The organism is Megasphaera hexanoica (genome assembly GCF_043520715.1).
Taxonomy (GTDB): Bacteria; Bacillota; Negativicutes; order Veillonellales; family Megasphaeraceae; genus Megasphaera; species Megasphaera hexanoica.
The window spans coordinates 2066783-2082998 of record NZ_CP171361.1 but is presented as its reverse complement, the minus strand read 5'-3'; the positions used below and the strand labels follow the sequence as shown (position 1 = coordinate 2082998).

At 53.6% G+C, this 16216-nt stretch carries 15 protein-coding genes and 1 pseudogene; all 16 read left to right on the top strand.

The window, feature by feature from the left end; translation table 11 throughout:
- Positions 1-161: 161 nt before the first annotated feature.
- The 16 genes and pseudogenes from ACGTIC_RS10285 (at position 162) to ACGTIC_RS10210 (ending at position 16209) form a co-directional block, all read left to right on the top strand.
- The gene (locus ACGTIC_RS10285; RefSeq protein ID WP_059075283.1) at positions 162-827 is read left to right on the top strand and encodes an amino acid ABC transporter permease; all 666 of its coding nucleotides are present in this window, start codon (positions 162-164) and stop codon (positions 825-827) included.
- Positions 814-1532, top strand: a pseudogene (locus ACGTIC_RS10280) (amino acid ABC transporter ATP-binding protein). Before ACGTIC_RS10285 ends, ACGTIC_RS10280 begins: the two are co-directional and overlap by 14 nt.
- A gap of 251 nt (positions 1533-1783) precedes the next feature.
- A complete protein-coding gene (purE, locus tag ACGTIC_RS10275; protein ID WP_072235705.1) occupies positions 1784-2338 on the top strand; it encodes a 5-(carboxyamino)imidazole ribonucleotide mutase in 555 nt (184 codons plus the stop codon).
- A gap of 51 nt (positions 2339-2389) precedes the next feature.
- On the top strand, positions 2390-3811 hold the full coding sequence (gene purF, locus ACGTIC_RS10270; protein ID WP_075581238.1) for an amidophosphoribosyltransferase: 1422 nt from the start codon (positions 2390-2392) through the stop codon (positions 3809-3811).
- A complete protein-coding gene (purM, locus tag ACGTIC_RS10265; RefSeq protein ID WP_113855727.1) occupies positions 3798-4859 on the top strand; it encodes a phosphoribosylformylglycinamidine cyclo-ligase in 1062 nt (353 codons plus the stop codon). Before purF ends, purM begins: the two co-directional genes overlap by 14 nt.
- Positions 4852-5466 carry a phosphoribosylglycinamide formyltransferase gene (gene purN / locus ACGTIC_RS10260; RefSeq protein WP_059075279.1) on the top strand — a complete coding sequence of 205 codons (615 nt, stop codon included), beginning with the start codon at positions 4852-4854 and terminating at the stop codon, positions 5464-5466. The genes purM and purN overlap by 8 nt, the downstream gene beginning before the upstream one ends.
- 9 nt (positions 5467-5475) lie before the next feature.
- Positions 5476-6084, top strand: coding sequence for an IMP cyclohydrolase (locus tag ACGTIC_RS10255; protein ID WP_257536495.1), 609 nt, complete (start codon positions 5476-5478; stop codon positions 6082-6084).
- Complete coding sequence (gene purD / locus ACGTIC_RS10250) at positions 6084-7358, top strand: phosphoribosylamine--glycine ligase (RefSeq protein ID WP_059075277.1); 1275 nt, start codon at positions 6084-6086, stop codon at positions 7356-7358. The genes ACGTIC_RS10255 and purD overlap by 1 nt, the downstream gene beginning before the upstream one ends.
- Before the next feature lie 76 nt (positions 7359-7434).
- Positions 7435-8820, top strand: coding sequence for a class II fumarate hydratase (gene fumC / locus ACGTIC_RS10245; RefSeq protein WP_113855729.1), 1386 nt, complete (start codon positions 7435-7437; stop codon positions 8818-8820).
- 109 nt (positions 8821-8929) lie between these two features.
- A complete protein-coding gene (locus ACGTIC_RS10240) occupies positions 8930-9799 on the top strand; it encodes a phosphoribosylaminoimidazolesuccinocarboxamide synthase (protein WP_059075275.1) in 870 nt (289 codons plus the stop codon).
- 125 nt (positions 9800-9924) lie between these two features.
- Positions 9925-10191 (top strand): 30S ribosomal protein S15, encoded by a 267-nt coding sequence (gene rpsO, locus ACGTIC_RS10235; protein WP_059075274.1) that lies wholly within the window; start codon positions 9925-9927, stop codon positions 10189-10191.
- A 165-nt stretch (positions 10192-10356) separates the two neighbouring features.
- Positions 10357-12513 carry a polyribonucleotide nucleotidyltransferase gene (locus tag ACGTIC_RS10230; RefSeq protein WP_113855730.1) on the top strand — a complete coding sequence of 719 codons (2157 nt, stop codon included), beginning with the start codon at positions 10357-10359 and terminating at the stop codon, positions 12511-12513.
- Positions 12513-12959, top strand: a complete 447-nt coding sequence (dut, locus tag ACGTIC_RS10225; protein ID WP_059075272.1) for a dUTP diphosphatase — start codon at positions 12513-12515, stop codon at positions 12957-12959. The genes ACGTIC_RS10230 and dut overlap by 1 nt, the downstream gene beginning before the upstream one ends.
- A 131-nt stretch (positions 12960-13090) precedes the next feature.
- Complete coding sequence (locus ACGTIC_RS10220; protein WP_113855731.1) at positions 13091-13645, top strand: NUDIX hydrolase; 555 nt, start codon at positions 13091-13093, stop codon at positions 13643-13645.
- An 81-nt stretch (positions 13646-13726) separates the two neighbouring features.
- On the top strand, positions 13727-14899 hold the full coding sequence (locus tag ACGTIC_RS10215; protein ID WP_113855732.1) for a phosphopentomutase: 1173 nt from the start codon (positions 13727-13729) through the stop codon (positions 14897-14899).
- Positions 14900-14904: 5 nt separating this feature from the next.
- Positions 14905-16209: a thymidine phosphorylase gene (locus tag ACGTIC_RS10210; RefSeq protein WP_113855733.1), complete on the top strand. Its 1305-nt coding sequence runs from the start codon at positions 14905-14907 to the stop codon at positions 16207-16209.
- Positions 16210-16216: the final 7 nt, after the last annotated feature.

Here is a 16216-nt window from a genome sequence, read left to right as displayed (position 1 = left end):
GGGGTGGCGCCTTTTTTCCATTTGGACGGGACCGATGTCTATTTGCTGGAAATTGTCAGGAAGAGGAATAAAAAGAGATTGACAACGTATAATAATGCAATTATAATAGGAGAAGTGTTTATTTTTACTTTCCTATTGACTCTTTTGAAGGAGTGTTTGGCATGAATTTTGACTTTCAGTTAATTCTGAACTCCATCCCACTGCTGCTGCAGGGCGCGGCTGTTACGATTGAAATTACGGCTATGGCAGTCGGTATCGGCCTGGTATTAGGGCTTATCACCAGTATCTGCCGCCTGTCCCATATGAAAGCCTTGAATATCCTCGCTGTATGCTATGTCAATGTCATCCGGGGCACGCCTATGCTGGTACAGATTTTCCTCATTTATTTTGCCCTGCCTATGGTCATCGGCGAACGGATCAACCCCTTTGTCGCGGCAGTAGCGGCCTGCTCGATTAACAGTGGTGCCTATGTATCGGAAATCTTCCGTGCCGGCATCCAGTCCGTAGACCGGGGACAGATGGAAGCCGGTCGTTCCCTCGGCCTTTCCTGGGGGCAGACGATGCGCTATGTCATCCTGCCACAGGCGTTCAAGCACGTCATTCCGCCACTGGGCAACGAATTTATTTCTATGACCAAAGAAACGTCGCTGGTCTCCGTTATCGGCTTTGAAGAACTGACACGGCGCGGCCAGCTGATCATCGCCAAGACCTATGGCTCTTTTGAAATCTGGATGACCGTCGCTGCTATTTACCTGATTATGACCCTGGGCATCGCACGCCTGGTCAGCTACTTGGAAAAGAGGTTTGCTACAGATGATAGAAATTAAAGGCCTGAAAAAAGCTTCGGGACCCATGAAGTCCTGAAAGGCATTGATCTGACAATCAAGGATAAGGAAGTCGTCGTCATCATCGGGCCGTCGGGATCCGGCAAGAGCACCATCCTGCGCTGCATCAATTATCTGGAACAGCCGACGGCAGGCGAAATCATCGTCGATGGCATCAGCATGAGCGATGCCAAGAGTATCAACGACATCCGCAAGGAAGTCGGCATGGTGTTCCAGCGGTTCAACCTGTTCCCGCATATGACGGTGTTGCAGAATATCATGCTTTCTCCTATGAAAACCCGTCATGTCTCTAAAAAGGAAGCACAGGATACGGCCATCAACCTGCTCCGCAAGGTAGGGCTGGAAGACAAGAAAGATGCCTATCCGGAAACGTTGTCCGGCGGACAGCAGCAGCGTGTGGCCATTGCCCGGGCCCTTGCTATGAAACCGAAATTCATGCTCTTTGACGAACCGACATCGGCCCTGGATCCGGAAATGGTCCGCGAAGTTCTGGACGTCATCAAGGATCTGGCCCGCGACGGGATGGCCATGGCCATCGTTACCCATGAAATGGGCTTTGCCCGCGAAGTAGCCGACCGCGTCCTCTTCGTCGATGGCGGGTATATCCTGGAAGAAGGGAAACCCGATGACCTGTTCTTCCATCCCAAAGAAGAACGGACGAAAGAATTTTTATCCAAGATTTTGTAAATGCCCGGGCGGTATGCCCGATTATTCACAAGTTATAGCATTTTCATTGACACGCTACGCCCTTTTTGTTAGAATGAAACTGTATTTGATGTGCAATCAATAGTAATAAGGAGATGTAGCATGTATACAGGTTTATGGGCTGGTTTTAAACGGTTTGTACATGTATCATGCTACCCGTATGTCTAGGTGAACAACCCAAAGGTGGTATTATGTCCCCTTTGGGTTTTGTGTTTTCTGAGGAGGGGTTAGTAATGAAAGTCGGTTTGGTTCTGGGAAGCGATTCCGATATTCCCGTAATGAAAAAGGCTTTTGATTTGTTTAATGAATTTGGTGTGGAATGTGAAGTCCTTCTGGCTTCAGCCCATCGCACACCAGCCGAAGTACGGGAGTTTGCATCTACAGCACAGGACAGGGGCCTGAGCTGTATCATTGCCGGCGCCGGTATGGCTGCCCACCTTCCCGGCGTGATTGCCAGTTATACGACCCTCCCGGTTATCGGGGTACCGCTGGAAAGCGGCAGCCTGAAAGGGATGGACGCACTCCTGGCTATCGTGCAGATGCCGTCGGGAATGCCCGTCGCCACCATGGCCATCAACGGCGCAAAGAATGCCGCCCTTTTTGCCATCCAGATCGGTGCTGTCAGTGATCCCGAACTGGCTGCCAAGTATAAGGCTTACCGGGAAAAAATGACCCGTCAGGTCATGGAAAAAAATGACAAGCTGCAACAGATGCTGAAGACCAGTGACGCCGTTAAGACGAAACTGAACAATGCGGCCGGCCAGGTACTGCAGGCATTTAAAAAATAGTGAACGACCTTTATTACCATAGATAGATTTTCATACACAGGAGGTTCCCTCATAATGTACGATTCGATTTGGGACAAACAGCACGAAGAGTGCGGTGTTATCGGTATTTTTGACAAAACACTGGATATACCGCGATATCTGTACTGGGGCTTATTCGCCCTGCAGCACCGCGGCCAGGAAAGCGGCGGTATTGCCCTGACCGATGGACATGATATTCATACGTATCGTGGCATGGGCCTGATCAGCACGGTATTTGAAAAAGGTGTCCCCGAAGATCTGGGCGGCCACATCGGTATCGGTCACGTCCGGTATTCGACGACGGGTTCCAACAACCCCCGCAATATCCAGCCTCTGGCCGTATATTCTTCCTTCGGCCAGATTGCGCTGGCCCATAACGGCAATCTGACCAACACGCGGGAACTGCGGGAAGAACTCGATGCCAGCGGCGTGACGTTCCAGACGACGATGGATACGGAACTGATCGTCAACCTCATCAGCCGCAGCCGTCAGAATACTATCGTGGAACGCATCAAAGAAAGCATGAACCGCATCCAGGGGGCTTTCTCCATCGTCGCCATGACCAAAGACCGTCTCTATGGCATCCGCGATGCCTATGGATTCCGTCCCCTTTGCATCGGCAGGACGACGACCGGCGGCTGGGTCATCGCCTCGGAAACGTGCGGCCTCGATGCCCTGGGAGCCACGTTCGTCCGCGACGTACAGCCCGGCGAAGTCGTGGAAATCAGCGAAGATGGCGTCAAATCCTATTTCTATGGCAAGGCGGACCGCAAACAGGTATGTTCCTTCGAATATATCTATTTTGCCCGTCCGGACAGCGTCATCGACGGACAGGATATTTATCAGGCACGGCTCAATATGGGCAAGGAAATGTGGAATGAAACCCAGTATGATGCGGACCTGGTCATTTCCGTCCCCGACAGCGGTAATACGGCGGCTATAGGCTATTCCATGGCATCGGGTATCCCCTTCAACCACGGCCTCATCAAGAACCGTTACATGGGCCGTACCTTCATCAAGCCGAATCAGAAAGAACGGGAACTGGCCGTGCGGATGAAGCTCAACGTAGTCAAATCGGTCGTACAGGGCAAGCGCATCGTCATGGTAGACGATTCCATTGTCCGCGGCACGACCAGCGGCATCATCTGCAAGATGCTCCGCGAAGCCGGCGCTAGGGAAGTCTATATGTGCGTTTCGGCACCGCCCATCATGTATTCCTGCTTCTACGGCATCGATACATCCGTGCGCAAGGAACTCATCGCATCCGCTCTGAGCGTAGAAGAAATCCGCAAGTATATCGGCGTCGATAAGCTGCATTTCATTTCTATCGACGGCCTGTGCCGGGCAATCCCGGGGATCCCCAAAGAAGACCTCTGTCTTGCCTGCTTCAATAATGACTATCCGACTGACATCCCTGTGACCAATGAGGAAGGAGAAAAATATGCTCTCGAATAAAAAAGGTTTAACATACGCCGATGCTGGCGTAGATATCGATGCCGGCAATAAAGCCGTAGAACTCATGAAAGACTCTGTAAAGGCGACATACCGTCCGGAAGTACTGGGTGACCTCGGCGGATTTGGCGGGCTCTTTTCCCTTATGGACAGCAAGATAAAAAAACCGATTCTGGTCAGCGGTACCGATGGGGTAGGGACAAAGCTGCGCCTGGCCATCATGATGAACAAACATGATACGGTCGGCCAGGACTGCGTTGCCATGTCCATCAACGACGTCCTCGTACAGGGGGCCGAACCGCTGTTTTTCCTCGATTACATCGCTGTCGGCAAACTGGACCCCGTCCAGGTCGCTACCATCGTCAAAGGCGTCGCCCATGCCTGTGAAGAATCGGGCTGTGCCCTCCTCGGTGGGGAAACGGCCGAAATGGCCGGCTTTTATGCCAAAGACGACTATGATCTGGCCGGATTTGGCGTCGGCATCGTAGACCGCGACAAGGTGATTACCGGGGAAACCATACAGGCTGGCGATGTACTCATCGGCCTTCCGTCTACAGGCGTTCATTCCAATGGCTTTTCACTGGTGCGCAAAATCGTACTGGAACGGCAGAACATGAAACTGGATCAGTACGTCGACGAACTGGGCATGACCATCGGTGAATGCCTGCTTACGCCGACCCGTCTCTATCCCCGTCCGTGCCTGCCGATCATCCGCAACTTTAACGTCAAAGGCATGGTACATATCACCGGCGGCGGTTTTTATGAAAATATCCCCCGCGTCCTTCCCAAGGGAATCGGCGTAGAAATCGACGTGACATCGTGGCCTCAGCTCCCGATTTTCAGCCTGCTGCAGAAATGGGGCGGCGTGGCCAGGGAAGAAATGTACCGTACCTTCAACATGGGTATCGGCATGATCATGATTGTTTCTCCTGAAGAAGCCGATGCCGTACTGGAAAATCTATCCAGCCGCGGCGAAAAGGCCTATGTCATCGGCAGGGCCGTTCAGAGCGATATCCGCGTAACTCTCAAGGGAGGCGCTTTCGATGACTAAAAAACGGATGGTCATTTTTGCTTCCGGACGCGGTTCCAATGCAGAAGCGCTTCATGAAGCCGTAGAAAATGGCACGATCAATGCCGAAATCAAGGCTCTCGTAACGGATATTCCCGGAGCAGCCTGCATCGACAAGGCAAAATCCTGGGGTGTTCCCGTCATCGTCGCCGACCGCAAATCCTTTGACAGCAAACAGGCATTCGAACAGTATATCCTCGATGCCATTGCACCGTATGCGGCTGATGTCATCTGCCTGGCAGGATTCATGCGCCTGCTGAGCAGTGATTTCATTTCTCATTATGAACATAAGATTATCAATATCCATCCGGCACTGCTGCCCAGCTTCCGTGGCCTTCACGCCCAGGGACAGGCTGTGGCAGCCGGCGTCAAGATTGCCGGGTGTACGGTCCATTTCGTCGTTCCCGACATGGATGCCGGGCCGATTATCCTGCAGTCGGCCGTTCCCGTACTGGAAGATGACACGGAAGATACACTGGCAGCCCGGATACTGACAAAGGAACATCCGACCTACGTCCGGGCCGTACAGCTTTTCTGTGATGATAAATTGACAATCGATGGTAACGTCGTTCGTGGCACTCAGGGTTAAGGAGGAATCATGATGAAGGTAAAACGCGCGCTTCTCAGTGTATCTGATAAAACGGGGATTGTTGAACTGGGCAAAGCCCTGGCAGATCTGGGTATTGAAATTATTTCGACAGGCGGTACCATGCGGACATTAAAAGAAGCAGGTGTGCCTGTCATGGCAGTACAGGACGTAACGGGTTTCCCCGAAATGATGGATGGCCGTGTCAAGACGCTTCATCCGAAGATTCACGGTGCCATTCTGGCCGTCCGCGATAATCCGTCCCACGTCCAGGATATGAAAGATCATGGCATTACCCCCATCGATCTGGTCGTAGTCAACCTGTATCCCTTCCAGCAGACGATTGCCAAACCGGGCGTTACCCTGGCGGAAGCTATTGAAAACATCGATATCGGCGGTCCCTGCATGGTCCGGGCATCGGCTAAAAACAACAAATACGTCGCCATCGTCACCAATCCGGCCAAGTATGGTGCAATCATCGATATACTGAAAAAAGACGGGGAATTTACCGACGCCTACCGCCTGGAACTGGCACGGGAAGCCTTCCAGCATACGGCACAGTATGATACCGCGATTGCGGCCTACCTGTCGGAACAGGTCGAAAAGGGGGCGGCTGACTGATGAACGTAGCCGTTATTGGCGGCGGTGGCCGTGAACATACCCTGGCTTGGAAACTGGCCCAGAGTCCGAGCGTAGACAAATTGTATGCCCTGCCTGGCAGCGATGCCATGGCTTCTATAGCAGAATGTGTGCCCATCGGGGTGGAAGAACTGGACCGCATTGCCGATTTTGCCGTAGAAAAAGGCATAGACATGATCGTTGTAGGTCCCGAAGTACCGCTGACAGAAGGCATTGCCGATGTATGCCAGAAAAAAGGCATTGCCGTTTTTGGCCCCAATAAGGCGGCGGCCCAGATGGAAGGGTCCAAGGTATTTGCCAAGAATCTCATGAAGAAGTATCATGTGCCGACGGCGGCCTATGCATCTTTCACCGATGGCAATGCGGCAAAAGACTATATCCATAAAATGGGGGCTCCTATCGTCGTCAAGGCCGACGGACTGGCTGCCGGCAAGGGCGTCGTCGTGGCACAGACCGTGGAAGAAGCCGTCGATGCCGTCAATGCCATGATGGAAGACCATATTTTTGGCGCTTCCGGCGGCCGCATCGTCATTGAAGAATGTATGGTCGGCGAAGAAGCCAGCCTCCTGGCCTTTGTCGATGGCAAAACGATTGTACCCATGATTTCTGCCCAGGACCACAAGCGTATCTTCGATAACGACGAAGGACCCAATACGGGCGGCATGGGCGCCTATGCCCCGGCTCCGGTAATGACGCCGGAACTGGTCCAGACCGTGTATGATACGATACTGGTCCCCGTCGTCCAGGGTCTTGCAAACGAAGGCATCACCTATCAGGGCTGCCTGTACGCCGGGCTGATGATTACAGCCGGTGGCCCGAAAGTTGTAGAATTCAACTGCCGTTTCGGCGATCCGGAAACGCAGGCCGTCCTGCCGCTCCTCGACGGTGACCTGGCACAGATCATGTATGCCTGCACCCAGGGGACGCTGCGCCGCGACATGGTTCACTGGAAACAGGGCGCTGCCTGCTGCGTCATTATGGCCAGCAAGGGGTATCCGGCTTCCAGCCATAAAGGCGATGTCATTTCCGGCCTCGACGCCGTGGATGACGATATCGTCGTGTTCCATTCGGGAACGAAAAAAGCAGATGGCCTGTACCAGACCAACGGTGGCCGCGTCCTCGGCGTGACTGCTGTCGGAGACAGCCTGCAGGAAGCCATCGATAAAGCCTATGCCAATGTCCGCAGGATTTCCTTTGACGGACAGCAGGTACGCTCCGATATCGGCGCCAAGGGATTGCGCCATTTAAAAAAATAATTGACACCAGGCAATGAGGCCCGGGATCCACGAGGGTCCTGGGCTTTTTCTGTCTGGATGACAGGGGAGATACTGTATGGAATATCGTATAGAAAAAGATTCAATGGGAGAAATCAGGGTTCCCGCCGATAAATTATGGGGCGCCCAGACACAGCGCAGTTTTGAAAATTTCCGTATCGGGACAGAAAAAATCCCGCCGGAAATGGTGACGGTCTTTGCCTATTTAAAAAAAGCCGCAGCCCTGACCAACAAGGAACTGGGCGTCGTCACGCCTGAACGGGCCGATGCCATCGTACAGGCCTGCGATGACATCCTCGCCGGAAAACTCGATGGCAATTTCCCGCTGTCCGTCTGGATGACTGGCAGTGGCACCCAGTTCAATATGAACATCAATGAAGTCGTGGCCCACCGTGCCGTTCAGATCCTGAAAGAACGGGGCATGGAAGAAACGGTCCATCCCAATGACCACGTCAACCATTCCCAGAGTTCCAATGATACTTTCCCGACGGGACTGCACATGGCAGGAGTGCTGCTCATCGAACAGCAGCTGTTCCCTGCCATGGACCGGCTCTATGAAGCCCTTCACGAAAAAGAAGTGGCATTTAAGGATATCGTCAAGATCGGCCGTACCCATCTTCAGGATGCCACCCCGCTGACACTGGGGCAGGAATTCAGCGGCTGGGCCCGCATGATCCAGCGCGATAAAGAAATGCTGACCCGCGGCGTCGATTTCCTCCGCGACCTGGCCATGGGCGGGACCGCTGTCGGAACGGGCATCAACTGCCCCGAAGGCTATGACGTGCGCTTTGCGGAAATCGTCAGCCAGCTGACCGGCACGGCCTTCCACACGGCACCCAATAAGTTCCAGTCCCTCACGAGCAAGGATGAACTGGTCGTCGTCCACGGCATGCTGAAGGCCCTGGCCTGCGACCTCATGAAAATCGCCAACGATGTCCGCTGGCTGTCTTCGGGCCCGCGCTGCGGCATCGGGGAACTCTTCATACCGGAAAACGAACCGGGCAGCTCCATCATGCCCAGCAAGGTCAATCCGACCCAGTGCGAAGCCGTTACCATGGTGGCCGTCCAGGTCATGGGCAATGATGCGGCCATGGGATTTGCCGCCAGCCAGGGGAACTTTGAACTGAACGTTTTCATGCCGGTCATCGCCTATAACCTCATTCAGTCCATCCGCCTTCTCAGCGATGTCATGGATTCCTTCCGCAGCCACTGCGTGACAGGCATCCGTCCGAATCTGGCCAGAATCGACTATAATCTTCACCAGTCCCTGATCCTCGTAACCGGTCTGGTTCCCGTCGTAGGCTATGACAAAGCCTGTCTCATTGCCAAAAAAGCGGCCAAAGAAGGACTGACCCTGCGGGAAGCGGCCCTTCAAAGTGGGTGGGTTACGGCGCAACAATTCGATGCCCATATGGATCCGGCGAAACTGGCAGGCGTGAAGTAGAAATCCTGCTTAAAAGTAAAAACTGATACTGGCAGGATAAAATGCTTTATGGTATCATAAGTGTGTTCTCGTGTACATGTTAATTACTATTTGGTGATGGAGGCGCAGCATGAAAGAATATAAACCGTTTAAATCGGGCAAGGTCCGCGAAGTATACGATATCGGTGACAGCATCGTCATGGTAGCAACCGATCGTATTTCTGCTTTTGACCATATCCTCAAGAACAAGATTACCCAGAAAGGCGCTGTTCTGACACAGATGTCCCGCTTCTGGTTTGATTTTACGAAAGACATCATCCCCAATCACATGATTTCTGTCGATGTCAAAGATATGCCGGAATTTTTCCAGCAGCCCCAGTTCGATGGCAACAGCATGAAATGCCAGAAGCTGACCATGATTCCTATGGAATGCATCGTCCGCGGCTATATCACTGGCAGCGGCTGGGAAAGCTACAAAGAAAACGGTACCGTCTGCGGCATTAAGCTGCCGGCTGGTCTCAAGGAATCGGAAAAACTGCCGGAACCGATTTTTACACCATCTACGAAAGCCGAACTGGGAGAACACGATATGAATGTTTCTCTCGAAGAAGGAGCGGCATTCCTCGACAAAACATTCCCGGGAAAAGGCAGAGAATATGCCGAAGCCATCCGCGACTATACCATCGCCCTCTATAAGAAATGCGCTGATTATGCACTCTCCCGGGGCATCATCATTGCCGACACGAAATTTGAATTCGGCCTAGATGACAAGGGAAATATCGTCCTCGGCGATGAAATGCTGACGCCGGACAGCTCCCGCTTCTGGCCGCTCAAAGGCTATGAAGCAGGCAAATCCCAGCCGTCCTATGACAAACAGTTCGTCCGCGACTGGCTGAAAGCCAATCCTGACAGCGATTACCTCCTGCCCCAGGACGTCATCGACAAGACAATCGAAAAGTACAAGGAAGCCTATGAACTCCTGACAGGTAAGGCATTCTAAGCCTTTACAGTATGGCAGGGATATAGTATAATATGTGATGTCGTACGGGTGCCGGGTGTCTCGAATCTCCGACGATCACGTAGCACTTTGCGAATAGATTATTTTTACAAATGGAGGAACGAACTATGTTAAGTGTAGAAGAAAAGAAAGCCATCGTCGCCAAATACGGCGCAAATGAAAACGACACAGGATCTCCGGAAGTACAGATTGCGCTTCTTACGGCCCGCATCGTCTATCTGACGGAACATCTCCGCAGCAACAAAAAAGACCATGCATCCCGCCGCGGCCTGCTCAAACTGGTTGGCCAGCGCCGTAACCTGCTTGCTTATCTCCAGAAACATGACCTTGGCCGTTATCGTGCTATTCTCGAAAAACTGAACCTGCGTAAATAATCGCGTTGTGTGAGGCTGATGTGTACGCATCAGCCTCTTTTTTCAGAACATAGTGTATGTTACAGGTTGGTAGGTTATAGGTCAGTACCGCTTCCCGGCGATACTGACCTATGACCTACAGCCTGTCTGAATTTCTTGTATGACTCTTCATAAGGAGGAAAACGAATGGAAAAACAGGTATTCCAGATGGATTTTGCCGGTCGTCCCCTGGTCATCGAAGTAGGACAGCTTGCCAAACAGGCGAGCGGTGCTGCTCTGGTCCGCTATGGCGATACGGCTGTATTTGTTACCGCTACGGGATCGAAAGAAGCACGGGAAGATGCCGATTTCTTTCCGCTCACGGTAGATTATGAAGAAAAAATGTACTCCGTAGGGAAGATTCCCGGCGGCTTCATCAAACGGGAAGGTAAACCGCCTGAATCGGCGACGCTCTTTGCCCGCCTGATCGACCGCCCGATCCGCCCGCTGTTCCCCAAGACATACCGTCATGACGTCCACGTCGTAGCCTATGACTTCTGCGTAGATCACGACAACGCACCGGAAATCGCTGCCATGATCGGCGCTTCCGTATCGCTGTGCATGTCCCATATTCCCTTTGCCGGCCCAATCGCCGGTGTCCGCGTAGGCCGCGTCGATGGCCAGTTTGTCGTCAATCCGACGGTGGCACAGAGCGAAGCCAGCGATATGGATATCGTCGTCGCCGGGACCAAAGACGCCATCCTTATGGTTGAAGGGGGCGCCAAACAGGTACCGGAAGCAGATATCCTCGATGCCATCATGTTTGCTCATGAAGAAATCAAAAAAGTCGTCGAATTCCAGCTGGGATTCCTGCCGCAGATCAGCGTGCCCAAACAGGAATTCGTCGAAAAAGAACCGCCGGCCGATATTGTAGAAGCCGTTCATGCCTATGGCGAAGCCAGCATGAAAGAAGCTATCTGCAACGCCGATAAAATTTCCCGCGAAGAAAAGATGAATGCCGTAGAAACGGACATTTATGAACATTTCGCCGATATTTATCCCGACAACCAGGACGACGTCGCCGAAATCACCCAGAAGATGATCAAGGAAATCGTCCGCCATATGATCGCCGTCGATAAAATCCGTCCCGATGGCCGCCGCGTCAATGAAGTCCGCCCGGTCAGCTGCGAAGTCGGCCTGTTCAAGCGCACCCACGGCACGGGCCTCTTTACCCGCGGCCAGACCCAGGTACTGAGCTTCTGCACCCTGGCACCGCTTTCCGAATGCCAGCACATCGATGGCGTCGGCCTGGAAACGGACCGCCGCTACATGCATCATTACAATTTCCCGAGCTTCTGCGTCGGCGAAACCAAATCGTCCCGTGGCCCCGGCCGCCGCGAAATCGGTCATGGCAAACTGGCTGAACGGGCACTGACCCAGGTCATGCCGAGTGAGGAAGAATTCCCCTATGCCATCCGTGTCGTATCAGAAGTCCTCGAATCGAACGGCTCCAGCTCCATGGGCAGTACCTGTGGCAGCACCCTGGCCCTGATGGATGCCGGCGTACCTATCAAGGCACCTGTGGCCGGCGTGGCTATGGGCCTGGTAACAAAAGGCGATGACTTTACGATCCTGACCGATATCCAGGGAATGGAAGATGCCCTCGGCGACATGGACTTCAAAGTAGCCGGTACCATGAAAGGCGTCACGGCCATCCAGATGGATATCAAGATCAAGGGACTGAGCCGGGAAATCCTCGACAAGGCCCTGAAACAGGCTCATGAAGGCCGTATCTTCATCATGGGCAAGATGCTGGAATGCATCAGCGAACCGCGCAAGGAATTGTCTCCTTATGCACCGCGCATCATCACCATGCACATCGACCCCGATAAAATCCGCGATGTCATCGGGCCGGGCGGCAAAGTAATCAAACAGATTACGGAAGAAACGGGAGCTAAAATCGACATCGATGACTCCGGCCTGGTCTATATCGCCTCTGTCGATGCCGCCGGCGGCGAAAAGGCAAAAGAATGGATTGAAAACCTGACGAAAGACGTGGAAGTAGGGGAAACCTACCTCGGCAAAGTCACGCGCATCATGAACTTCGGCGCCTTTGTGGAAATCCTGCCGGGCAAAGAAGGCCTGGTCCACATTTCCCAGCTGGCCAAAGAACGGGTAGAAAAAGTAGAAGACGTCGTCAATATCGGCGATGAAATCATGGTCAAATGCGTAGAAATCGATGACAAGGGCCGTATCAACCTGTCGCGCAAGGCACTGCTTGCCGGCGGGGACGCACCGGCACACCACAATCACGGCCTGCGCAATAACCGCGGCCGCCAGAATGACCGCAAGAAGGTGCAGTAATGAGACACCGGGGATTTGAAGTCGTTACGGCATATGAAGGAAAGGATATTCACGTGCCGCAGCGGAAAACAGCAAAAAGCGCCGGATATGACCTGGAAGCCGCAGCCGACACCGTCTTGGCTCCCCATGCCGTGACGGTCGTGCCGACGGGCCTCAAAGCGTATATGGAACTGAACGAATATCTTTCTATTTTCATCCGTTCCAGCCTGGCCTTCAAAAAGGGCCTCATGCTGGCCAACAGCACGGGAATCATTGACTGCGATTATTACAACAATCCCGATAACGAAGGCCATATCATGATTGCCTATTACAATACAAAAGACGTTCCCTATACCATAAAAAAAGGGGAACGCATTGCCCAGGGGATTTTTATGAAATACCTGACCACCGATAATGACGATGCATCAGGCATCCGCATGGGCGGTATAGGCAGTACGGGCCAATAATGACTAATCTTTGATGTCAGATATAACGAGAGGCTGTCGCAAGAAGGGTTCCGCCATCATGCGACAGCCTTTTTGGTGTAAAATTGACCAGCCACTAACCACCAGCCACTAAAAAAGAGGAGGAAATACACATGAGTATCAGTACAGAACGCATGATTGCGAGAAAAGAAATTTTACATGGCCGGGTCCTCCATGTCACTGTCGATACGGTAGAAATCGACGACGGACAGGGCGGCAAACCGAAGACGGCCACCCGGGAAGCCGTATGGCATTTTGGCGCCTGCGCGATTTTACCGGTGACCGATGATGGCAAAATCATCCTCGTCCGCCAGTACCGCTATGCTGCTGCCCAGCCCATGCTGGAAGTCCCGGCCGGCAAAATCGAACACGACGGGGAAAATCCGGCAGAATGCGCACACCGGGAACTGGAAGAAGAAACGGGCTTTTCTTCCGACGATATCCAGCCCCTGGGCTACGTGTATACGTCGCCGGGATTCTGCAACGAACGGATATACCTCTATCTGGCCAAAAACCTGAAAAAAGGCCATCAGCACCTCGATGAAGACGAATTCATGAACCTGGAATATTATACGCCGGATGAAGTGGAACAATTAATCGACAAAAATGAAATTGTCGATGCCAAGACCATCGCCAATTTCCAGAAAGCCAGAAAATATCTTTTCTGAGACACTCTCTTTTTCCGCACGTCCGGAACAACCCTATGGTATAATAAAAGGTAGAACATATTTCCCAAAGGGGTGAATCATATGAAATTTAAACGAATCATTGTCATCGTCATGGATAGTGTCGGTGCCGGCGATGCCCCCGATGCGGCAGCCTTTGGAGATGCCGGGGCCGATACGGTCGGACATATCGATGCCCGGGTGCCGCTGCGCGTACCTAATCTGCGCCGTCTCGGCTGGGGAAACATTGCCCATATTCACCGGGAACCTACGGAAGTTATCGGATCCTATGGCCTGATGGAAGAACAATCGGCCGGCAAAGACACGACCAGCGGCCACTGGGAATTTATGGGGAATATCGTGGAAACGCCCTTCCCCACATTCCCCCATGCCTTTCCCCCGGACCTGCTGCAAGCCTTTACGGAAAAGACAGGATACGGCTACATCGGTAACGAAATTGCATCGGGTACGGAAATCATCGAACGGCTGGGACCGGATCATTTCCGCACGGGCCTTCCCATCATCTACACATCGGCCGACAGCGTATTTCAGATTGCCGCCCACAACGATGTCATTCCTCTTGACGAACTGTACCGCATCTGCGAAATCACGCGGAAGGAAGTCTGCGTCGGTCCCTATGAAGTAGGGCGCATCATCGCCCGTCCCTTTATCGGGACACAGGGCCATTTCATCCGTACGGGCGACCGCCGGGATTACAGCCGTCTTCCCAAGAAAAAGATGGTCTTTTCCTATCTTTCCGAATCGGGACGCTTTGTCGCCGGCGTAGGGAAAATCGGCGATATATACGCACACATCGGCCTCACCGAATCGTACCATACGGGGGATAATCCGGCAGACATGAAAGCCCTGACGGAACAATTGCTGGCCCACCGGGACCGGGAAGGCCTGCTCATGGCCAACTTCGTCGATTTCGACAGCCAGTATGGCCATCGCCGTAACGTCGAAGGCTATGCCGCCTGCATCGAAGCCTTTGATAATATGCTCGGTCATTTCCTGCCCCTGGTCCAGCCTGATGAACTGCTCATGATCACGGCAGATCACGGCAATGACCCGACCTGGAAAGGGACAGACCATACGCGGGAACGGGTGCCCCTCGTCGTTTACAGTCCGGCCCTTACGGAAGCGGTCGATCTGGGCATCCGCAAGACCTATGCCGACCTGGGACAGACCATCATGGATAACTTCTCCCTGGGGCAGCTTCCGTCCGGTACGGGATTTCTTTCTGAACTGAGGTGACGCCTATGTGGCCTATCGACTGCATTGCCCATAAACGGGATGGCCTGGTGCTGACGGACGAAGAAATTGCCCGTTTCATCAGGGATTATACGGCAGGCCGGATCGCCGACTATCAGGCCGCTGCCTGGTGCATGGCCGTGTACCTGAAGGGCATGGATGCAACGGAAACGACAGCCCTGACAAAGGCCATGGCAGAAAGCGGCGACCCCGTCGATCTGTCCTCTATCCCGGGAATCAAAGTAGATAAACACAGTACGGGCGGCATCGCCGATACGACGACGCTCATCGTGGCGCCCCTGGTTGCTGCCGCCGGTGTACCCGTGGCCAAGATGAGCGGCCGGGGCCTGGGATTTACGGGCGGGACCATTGATAAACTCCAGTCCATTCCCGGCTTTCAGACAGAACTTTCAGAAGACGCCTTCCTCCGGCAGATGCAGGACATGGGAATGGCCGTTATCAGCCAGTCCGGTGAAATCGCCCCGGCAGACAAACTGCTCTATGCCCTGCGCGATGCGACGGCGACCGTCGAAAGCATCCCTCTCATTGCCAGTTCCATCATGAGCAAGAAGATCGCTTCCGGTGCCGACGCCATCGTCCTTGATGTCAAATACGGCGACGGGGCTTTCATGAAGACGAAAGAACGGGCCCGTCAGCTGGCACGGACTATGGTCGATATCGGCCGTCTGGCCGGCCGTCCGACGCGGGCCGTCCTGACCTCCATGGAAGCCCCCCTGGGGACGGCCATCGGCAACAGCCTGGAAGTGGATGAAGCTGTAGAAGCCCTGTCGGGAAAAGGCGGCCGCCGGCTGATGGAAGTCGTAGAAGCCATCGGCAGCCAGATGCTCATCCTGGGCGGCAAAGTGCCAGATGAAGCACAAGGCAGGGCCTGTATCCGCCGGCTGGTAGAGAACGGGGAAGGCCTGAAAAAATTCCGCCAGTTCGTCCGGGCCCAGCACGGCAGTGCGTCCTGGATCGGGAAGCAGCCCCTTACCAGGGCCCCGCAGATGTACACCGCCGTATCGGCCGAAACGGGCTATATCACGGCCGTCCATGGAAGGGCACTGGGAGAACTGGCCATGCGCATGGGCGCCGGCCGGGCCCGCAAGGAAGACGCCATCGACCCGATGGTCGGCATACGCCTGTTCAAAGAATTGTATGACCCGGTCCGGGCCGGGGAACCGTTATTCACGCTCTACGGCAATTCTCAGGCGCCAATGGAAGAACTGGCACGGCAGGCGGCAGAACAGATTACCATATCAGACGGCCCGGCTCCCGTACAGGAACCGGTCGTTTCAGAAATTATTATGTAACCAAAGC

What these genes read in the sequence shown, in the direction of transcription:
- rpsO (WP_059075274.1), top strand. Translation starts at nt 9,925, where the DNA reads ATGTTAAGTGTAGAAGAAAAGAAAGCCATCGTCGCCAAATACGGCGCA.
- ACGTIC_RS10255 (WP_257536495.1), top strand. Translation starts at nt 5,476, where the DNA reads ATGATGAAGGTAAAACGCGCGCTTCTCAGTGTATCTGATAAAACGGGG.
- ACGTIC_RS10240 (WP_059075275.1), top strand. Translation starts at nt 8,930, where the DNA reads ATGAAAGAATATAAACCGTTTAAATCGGGCAAGGTCCGCGAAGTATAC.
- ACGTIC_RS10210 (WP_113855733.1), top strand. Translation starts at nt 14,905, where the DNA reads ATGTGGCCTATCGACTGCATTGCCCATAAACGGGATGGCCTGGTGCTG.
- purN (WP_059075279.1), top strand. Translation starts at nt 4,852, where the DNA reads ATGACTAAAAAACGGATGGTCATTTTTGCTTCCGGACGCGGTTCCAAT.
- fumC (WP_113855729.1), top strand. Translation starts at nt 7,435, where the DNA reads ATGGAATATCGTATAGAAAAAGATTCAATGGGAGAAATCAGGGTTCCC.
- ACGTIC_RS10220 (WP_113855731.1), top strand. Translation starts at nt 13,091, where the DNA reads ATGAGTATCAGTACAGAACGCATGATTGCGAGAAAAGAAATTTTACAT.
- purM (WP_113855727.1), top strand. Translation starts at nt 3,798, where the DNA reads ATGCTCTCGAATAAAAAAGGTTTAACATACGCCGATGCTGGCGTAGAT.
- ACGTIC_RS10285 (WP_059075283.1), top strand. Translation starts at nt 162, where the DNA reads ATGAATTTTGACTTTCAGTTAATTCTGAACTCCATCCCACTGCTGCTG.
- ACGTIC_RS10215 (WP_113855732.1), top strand. Translation starts at nt 13,727, where the DNA reads ATGAAATTTAAACGAATCATTGTCATCGTCATGGATAGTGTCGGTGCC.
- dut (WP_059075272.1), top strand. Translation starts at nt 12,513, where the DNA reads ATGAGACACCGGGGATTTGAAGTCGTTACGGCATATGAAGGAAAGGAT.
- ACGTIC_RS10230 (WP_113855730.1), top strand. Translation starts at nt 10,357, where the DNA reads ATGGAAAAACAGGTATTCCAGATGGATTTTGCCGGTCGTCCCCTGGTC.
- purD (WP_059075277.1), top strand. Translation starts at nt 6,084, where the DNA reads ATGAACGTAGCCGTTATTGGCGGCGGTGGCCGTGAACATACCCTGGCT.
- purE (WP_072235705.1), top strand. Translation starts at nt 1,784, where the DNA reads ATGAAAGTCGGTTTGGTTCTGGGAAGCGATTCCGATATTCCCGTAATG.